This window comes from Martelella sp. UBA3392 (assembly GCF_002358775.1).
GTDB classification, from domain to species: Bacteria; Pseudomonadota; Alphaproteobacteria; order Rhizobiales; family Rhizobiaceae; genus Martelella; species Martelella mediterranea.
Genome location: NZ_DEPM01000160.1, coordinates 1 through 7,171 on the forward strand (window position 1 = coordinate 1; position 7,171 = coordinate 7,171).

Sequence of the window (7,171 nt, forward strand, 5' to 3'; positions counted from 1 at the left end):
ACCGGCCGGTCGTCACGTGTTGAAAATCTGTCGCGCGGAAGCCTGCCAGTCCATGGGCGGCGAGACGCTGGCCGATGGCCTGCGCGCGGCCCTTGGCCTCGACTGGCACGAGACGACGGCCGATGGCAGGCTGACGCTGGAACCCGTCTATTGCCTGGGCCTGTGTTCCTGCGCGCCGGCGGCGATGCTGGATGACGCGCTTTACGGCCGGCTGGATGAAGCGACGCTCAGGGACGTTGTTGCGGAGGCCGGACAATGAAACCTGTCATTTTCATCCCCTGTGATGCCGCTGCCCTCGCCGTTGGCGCCGACAGGGTGGTATCGACGATTACCGAAACGCTTGGCGCGCGCGGACTGGAGGCTGATATCGTGCGCAATGGCTCGCGCGGCCTGCACTGGCTGGAGCCGATGGTCGAAATTCGCACCGGCCATGGCCGCGTTGCCTATGGCCCGGTGAAGCCTGCCGACGTCGAAAGTCTGTTCGATGCCGGTTTTCTGGACGGCGCGGAGCACCCGCTTTTCCTTGGTGAGACGCGGGAACTGCCGTTCCTGAAGCGGCAGACGCGGCTGACCTTTGCCCGCTGCGGCGTGACGGACCCGCTATCCGTCGCCGACTACCGCCATTACAAGGGGTTGCGCGGGCTGGAAAACGCGATTGCCATGAAAAGCCCGGATATCGTCAAGACCGTCACCGAAAGCGGCCTGCGCGGTCGCGGCGGCGCGGGCTTTCCCACCGGCATCAAGTGGGACACGGTGCGCAAGGCGGAAGGCTCCTGGAAATACATCGTCTGCAATGCCGATGAGGGCGACAGCGGCACCTTTGCCGACCGGATGATCATGGAGGGCGATCCCTTCGTTCTGATCGAGGGCATGGCGATTGCCGGCCTCGCGACGGGTGCCACCAAGGGCTATATCTACACCCGGTCGGAATATCCGCATGCGATCCAAACCATGCGGAAGGCGATCGAGATCGCGCGCCGGGAAGGCATTCTGGGGCCTTCGGTGCTCGGCTCCGGGCATGCTTTCGATATGGAAATGCGCGTTGGGGCAGGCGCCTATGTCTGCGGCGAAGAGACCTCCATGCTCAACAGCCTCGAAGGCAAGCGCGGCGTGGTGCGCGCCAAGCCGCCGCTTCCGGCACTCGAGGGTCTGTTCGGCTGTCCGACCGTGGTCAACAATGTGCTGTCGCTGGCCTCCGTTCCGCTGATCCTGGATCGTGGCGCTGAGTACTATCGCGATTTCGGCATCGGCAAGTCACGCGGCACCATGCCGATCCAGCTTGCCGGGAATATCAGGCATGGCGGGCTGTTCGAGACCGCCTTCGGCATCACGCTCAATGAGCTGATCTACGATATCGGCGGCGGCACGGCCAGCGGACGGCCGGTGAAGGCGGTGCAGGTCGGCGGGCCGCTCGGCGCCTACTTCCCGACGAGCCATTTCGATATCCCCTTCGACTATGAGGCCTTCACCGCCAATAACGGGCTGATCGGCCATGCCGGCATCGTCGTCTTCGACGATACCGCCGACATGATGAAGCAGGCACGGTTTGCCTTCGAGTTCTGCGCGGTGGAAAGCTGCGGCAAATGCACGCCCTGTCGCATCGGCGCGGTGCGCGGCGCGGAGGTAATAGACAAGATCGCCGCCGGCGCAGGACTGGCCGAGCAAAAGACGCTTCTGGACGATCTCTGCAACACGATGCGGCTTGGCTCGCTCTGCGCGCTGGGCGGCTTCACGCCATATCCCGTTTCAAGCGCGCTCACCCATTTCCCGGAAGACTTCGGACCGCGTCCCCAATCACGGCCCCAACCGGCAGAAGCAGCGGAGTAGTGATATGTCCCTGATCAAGGAAATCGACTACGGCACACCGGCTTCGAAATCAGAAGCGACGGTTACGCTCACGATCGACGGTTTTGATGTCACCGTTCCGGAAGGCACTTCGGTGATGCGGGCGGCCATGGAAACCGGGATCGCCATTCCCAAGCTGTGCTCGACCGATATGGTCGACGCCTTCGGCTCCTGCCGGCTCTGTCTGGTGGAAATCGAGGGGCGGCGCGGCACGCCGGCCTCCTGCACCACGCCGGTTGCCGATGGCATGGTGGTCTCGACCCAGACTGACCAGTTGAAGACGCTGCGCCGCGGGGTGATGGAGCTCTATATCTCCGACCATCCGCTCGATTGCCTGACCTGCGCTGCGAATGGCGATTGCGAGCTGCAGGATATGGCCGGCGCGGTGGGCCTGCGCGATGTGCGCTACGGCTATGATGGCGGCAACCACGTGAAGACGCGCGACGGCGTTGGCGAGGTGAACGCCCGCTACCTGCCGAAGGATGAAAGCAACCCCTATTTCACCTATGACCCGTCGAAATGCATCGTCTGCTCGCGCTGCGTGCGCGCCTGCGAGGAGGTGCAGGGCACATTCGCGCTGACGATCGAGGGACGCGGTTTTGAATCCCGCGTTTCGCCCGGCAGTTTCGGCGATGATTTTCTGGGCTCCGAATGCGTGTCCTGCGGGGCATGCGTTCAGGCCTGCCCGACGGCGACGCTGCAGGAAAAATCGATCATCGATATCGGCCAGCCGGAGCATTCGGTCGTCACCACCTGCGCCTATTGCGGCGTCGGTTGCTCGTTCAAGGCGGAAATGCGCGGCGAGGAACTGGTGCGCATGGTGCCCTACAAGGATGGCAAAGCCAATCACGGCCATTCCTGCGTCAAGGGCCGTTTCGCCTATGGCTATGCCAGCCACAAGGACCGCGTCCTGAAACCGATGATCCGCGAGAACATCGCCGACCCCTGGCGCGAGGTCTCGTGGGAGGAGGCGCTCGGCTTTGCCGCGTCCAAGCTGCGCCGTCTTCAGGCGGATTACGGGCAGGACTCCATCGGCGTCATCACCTCGTCGCGCTGCACCAATGAAGAGACCTATCTGGTGCAAAAGCTTGCCCGCGCGGTCTTCGGCAACAACAATACCGATACCTGCGCCCGCGTCTGCCATTCGCCGACCGGCTATGGCCTCGGCCAGACCTTCGGCACCTCGGCGGGAACGCAGGATTTCGACAGCGTCGAAGAGGTCGATGTCGCGCTCGTCATCGGCGCCAACCCGACCGACGGACACCCGGTGTTTGCCTCGCGGCTCAAAAAGCGGCTGCGGCAGGGCGCCAAGCTGATCGTCATCGATCCGCGCCGCATCGATCTGGTCAGGACGCCGCATGTCGCGGCAAGCCATCATCTGGCGCTGCGCCCGGGCACCAATGTGGCCATCGTCACCGCCCTTGCGCATGTGATCGTCACCGAGGGGCTTTACGACGAGGCCTTTATCCGCGAACGCTGCGACTGGGACGAGTTCCAGGATTATGCCGCCTTTGCCGCCGAGCCCGCCAACAGCCCGGAAACCGTGGAAACACTGACCGGCGTGCCGGCCGAAACCGTTCGCCAAGCCGCGCGGCTTTATGCGAAGGGCGGCAATGCGGCCATTTATTACGGCCTCGGCGTCACCGAACATTCGCAGGGCTCGACCACCGTTATCGGCCTTGCCAATCTCGCCATGATGACCGGCAATATCGGCCGTCGCGGCGTCGGCGTGAACCCGCTGCGCGGCCAGAATAATGTGCAGGGCTCCTGCGACATGGGCTCTTTCCCGCACGAACTGCCCGGCTATCGCCACGTCAACAATGCGGATGTCCGCGATATCTTCGAAAAGGCCTGGGGCGTGCCGATCTCGGACGAGCCAGGCCTGCGCATTCCCAACATGCTGGACGCCGCCGTCGACGGCACGTTCAAGGGGCTCTACTGCCAGGGCGAGGACATTCTGCAATCCGACCCCGATACCAAGCATGTGTCCGCCGGTCTGGCCGCGATGGAATGCGTCATCGTCCACGACATCTTCCTGAACGAAACGGCGAATTACGCGCATGTCTTCCTGCCCGGCTCGACCTTCCTGGAAAAGGACGGCACCTTCACCAATGCCGAGCGGCGCATCAACCGGGTGCGCAAGGTGATGTCGCCAAAGGCCGGCTATGCCGACTGGGAGGTGACGCAGCTTCTCGCCAATGCGATGGGCGGCAACTGGTCCTATACCCATCCCGCCGAAATCATGGCGGAGATCGCCGCGACCACGCCGAGCTTTGCCAATGTCACCTATGAACTGCTCGACGAAAAGGGTTCGGTTCAGTGGCCCTGCAATGACGAGACGCCGAACGGCACGCCGATCATGCATATCGATGGCTTCGTGCGTGGCAAGGGGCGGTTCATCCGCACCGATTACATTGCGACCGACGAGAAGACCGGGCCGCGCTTCCCGCTGCTTCTGACCACCGGGCGTATTCTCAGCCAGTACAATGTGGGCGCGCAGACAAGGCGGACGAACAATGTCGTCTGGCACGAGGAGGACGTTCTCGAAATCCATCCGCACGATGCGGAACTGCGCGGCGTGAAGGACGGCGACTGGGTGAAGCTGCAGAGCCGTTCCGGCGAAACCAGCCTGAGGGCGAAGATTACCGACCGGATGTCGCCGGGCGTCGTCTATACCACCTTCCACCACCCGGCCACGCAGGCCAATGTCATCACCACGGATTTCTCCGACTGGGCGACGAATTGCCCGGAATACAAGGTGACGGCGGTTCAGGTCTCGCCCTCCAACGGCCCGACGGATTGGCAGGAGGAATATGAAAGCTTTTCAAGAAAGGCCCGGCGGGTCGAGGCGGCGGAGTAAATCCGTCGCTCGCCGACATCCCCCTCTGGCTAAGGACAAAGCAAATGGCCCCTGAAAAGCTCACACACATGGCAAACCAGATCGCAGCCTTTTTCCGCACCCGCCCGCATGACGAGGCGGTGGCCGGCGTGGCCGACCACATCAGCAAATTCTGGGAGCCGCGCATGCGCGCCCAGCTTTTCGAGATGCTGGCACAGCCCGGCAGCGGCTTCGATCCGCTGGTGATCGAGGCCGGCGACCGCATTCGTCCGGTGGCGAAGCGGGGCTGAGCGCGTCGCCGCATTCAAGACGTTTGCGCGGAACGCATGTCATCGGAGAGACCATGAGCTGATGTGATCCGCCGGGCGACTGTCGACTCTGAGCGGGCAGAGGCGACCGTGGTCCTGTCGATCTCTTTATCGTACTGGTTTTCCAGACGGATAAGCGGCGGTTTTGCCCAACCGGCGATCGCGGTGTGCCGGTGTTCGTCGGCATAACCATGTATTTACGCTTCCCCGATACTCTCACTGCGTTCACGCGGCGTGTATGGCTTGATCGCATGCGCGATCCTCGCCGCTGCCTCTGCGTCCGTGGCGGACCGGCGCATATCGAACGGGTCATGGTCCGGGTGGAGATGGTGTATGTCGCGTTCCCTGCTTGCCTCGGCCCTCAGCCTCAATGGCGGCTATGTCGATACGATGGGCTTCGTGGCGCTCCACGGGCTTTTCACCGCCCATGTCACCGGCAACTTCGTGACGTTGGGTGCGGCGATTGCGACCGGAACCGGCGGCCTGCTGGCAAAGGCGCTCGCGCTGCCGGTCTTCTGCGTTTCTGTGATGGCGGCGCGGTATTTCGCGCGCTGGCTTGGCAGGCATGAGCGCCCGGTGGTTCCCGTGCTCCTGAAGCTTCAGTTCGCCCTGTTTTCAGCGGCGGCCGTGCTGGTGTTCCTGCTGCCGACCGCCGCAAACAGCGCCGGCGAAATCATCACCGGCATGACCCTTGTGGTCGCGATGGCGATCCAGAACGCGGTGCACCGGGTCCACCTCCCCGACCTTCCGCCGTCCACGCTGATGACTGGGACGACGACGCAGATCATGCTGGACGTGACAGATCTCCTCTTCGGCGGCGCGATCGACAAGGAACCGCTGAAACGCCGGCTGAAGCGGCTGATACCGGCGCTGTTCCTGTTCGCGCTCGGCTGCGCGCTCGCCGCCCTTGCCTACCGCCTGTTCGGCCGGCTCTGCTTTCTCGTGCCGCCGATCATCATTCTGCTGGCGTTTTATGCCTTCCGACTGGAGGACAGGGCCGAGAACCCGGCGACCTGAAGACCGCCATCAGAGCAAACAAAAAAACCGCCGGGCGTTGCCACCCGGCGGTTTTCCTATGCGTAATGCAAGCGAAGCTTACTGGTCGTCGCGGTTTTTGAGAGCCGCGCCCAGGATGTCGCCGAGCGAAGCGCCACTGTCGGACGAACCGAACTGTGCCACGGCTTCCTTCTCCTCGGCGATTTCCAGCGCCTTGATCGACAGCATGACCTTGCGGTCGCGCTTGGAGAAGTTGGTGACGCGGGCGTCGAACACCTGGCCGACCGAGAAACGCTCGGGGCGCTGATCGTCGCGGTCGCGGGCCAGATCCGAACGGCGGATAAAGGCGGTGATGTCGTCGTGGTTGACGAGCTTCACCTCGACGCCGCCGTCATTGGTGCCGATGACTTCGCAGGAAACCACGGCGCCCTTGCGCAGATCGCCGGAAGCGGCCGCTTCCGTCAGCGCATCCTTGCCAAGCTGCTTGATACCGAGCGAGATGCGTTCCTTTTCGATGTCCACATCGAGAACGACAGCCTTGACGATATCGCCCTTGTTGTATTCCTCGATGACCTGCTCGCCCGGACGGTTCCAGTCGAGATCGGAAAGGTGGACCATGCCGTCGACATCGCCTTCGAGACCGATGAACAGGCCGAATTCGGTCTTGTTCTTGATCTCGCCCTCGACTTCGGTGCCGGGCGGGTTGGAGAAGGAGAAGGCTTCCCACGGATTCTCGAGCGTCTGCTTGAGACCGAGCGAGATGCGGCGCTTGGCCGGATCGACTTCGAGAACGACGACATCGACGTCCTGCGTGGTCGAAAGGATCTTGCCGGGGTGTACGTTCTTCTTGGTCCAGGACATTTCCGAGATGTGGATCAGGCCTTCGATGCCCGGCTCCAGCTCGACGAACGCGCCGTAATCGGTGATGTTCGTAACCGTACCGGAAATCTTCTTGCCTTCCGGATACTTCGCCGAAATGCCATCCCACGGGTCAGCTTCAAGCTGCTTCATGCCCAGCGAAATGCGATGCGTTTCCTGGTTGATGCGGATGATCTGAACCTTGACCTGCTGACCGATGGTCAGAAGCTCGGTCGGGTGGTTGACGCGACGCCATGCCATGTCGGTGACGTGCAGCAGGCCATCGATGCCGCCGAGATCCACGAACGCGCCGTAATCGGTGATG

The 7,171-nt window shown here is 62.9% G+C and carries 6 protein-coding genes; 5 read left to right on the forward strand and 1 reads right to left on the reverse strand.

All coding sequences use genetic code 11. The annotated features are described in order from the left end of the window. The 5 genes from B4E36_RS12195 to B4E36_RS12215 all read left to right on the forward strand — a co-directional run. The coding region (locus B4E36_RS12195; RefSeq protein WP_345900399.1) for an NAD(P)H-dependent oxidoreductase subunit E at window positions 1-259 on the forward strand (259 nt) is incomplete at its 5' end. Further along, complete coding sequence (locus B4E36_RS12200; protein ID WP_292054446.1) at window positions 256-1,827, forward strand: formate dehydrogenase beta subunit; 1,572 nt, start codon at window positions 256-258, stop codon at window positions 1,825-1,827. The genes B4E36_RS12195 and B4E36_RS12200, both read left to right, overlap by 4 nt. Before the next feature lie 4 nt (window positions 1,828-1,831). After that, complete coding sequence (fdhF, locus tag B4E36_RS12205; protein ID WP_292054444.1) at window positions 1,832-4,705, forward strand: formate dehydrogenase subunit alpha; 2,874 nt, start codon at window positions 1,832-1,834, stop codon at window positions 4,703-4,705. Window positions 4,706-4,749: 44 nt separating this feature from the next. Further along, a complete protein-coding gene (locus B4E36_RS12210) occupies window positions 4,750-4,974 on the forward strand; it encodes a formate dehydrogenase subunit delta (protein WP_292054443.1) in 225 nt (74 codons plus the stop codon). A gap of 351 nt (window positions 4,975-5,325) precedes the next feature. After that, entirely contained in the window at window positions 5,326-6,009 is a 684-nt protein-coding gene (locus B4E36_RS12215) for a YoaK family protein (protein WP_292054441.1), read from the forward strand. A 78-nt stretch (window positions 6,010-6,087) separates the two neighbouring features. On the opposite strand, the gene B4E36_RS12220 is transcribed toward B4E36_RS12215, so the two are convergent. Further along, window positions 6,088-7,171, reverse strand: a 1,084-nt coding sequence (locus tag B4E36_RS12220; protein WP_345900400.1) for a S1 RNA-binding domain-containing protein, incomplete at its 5' end; no start/stop codon positions are given.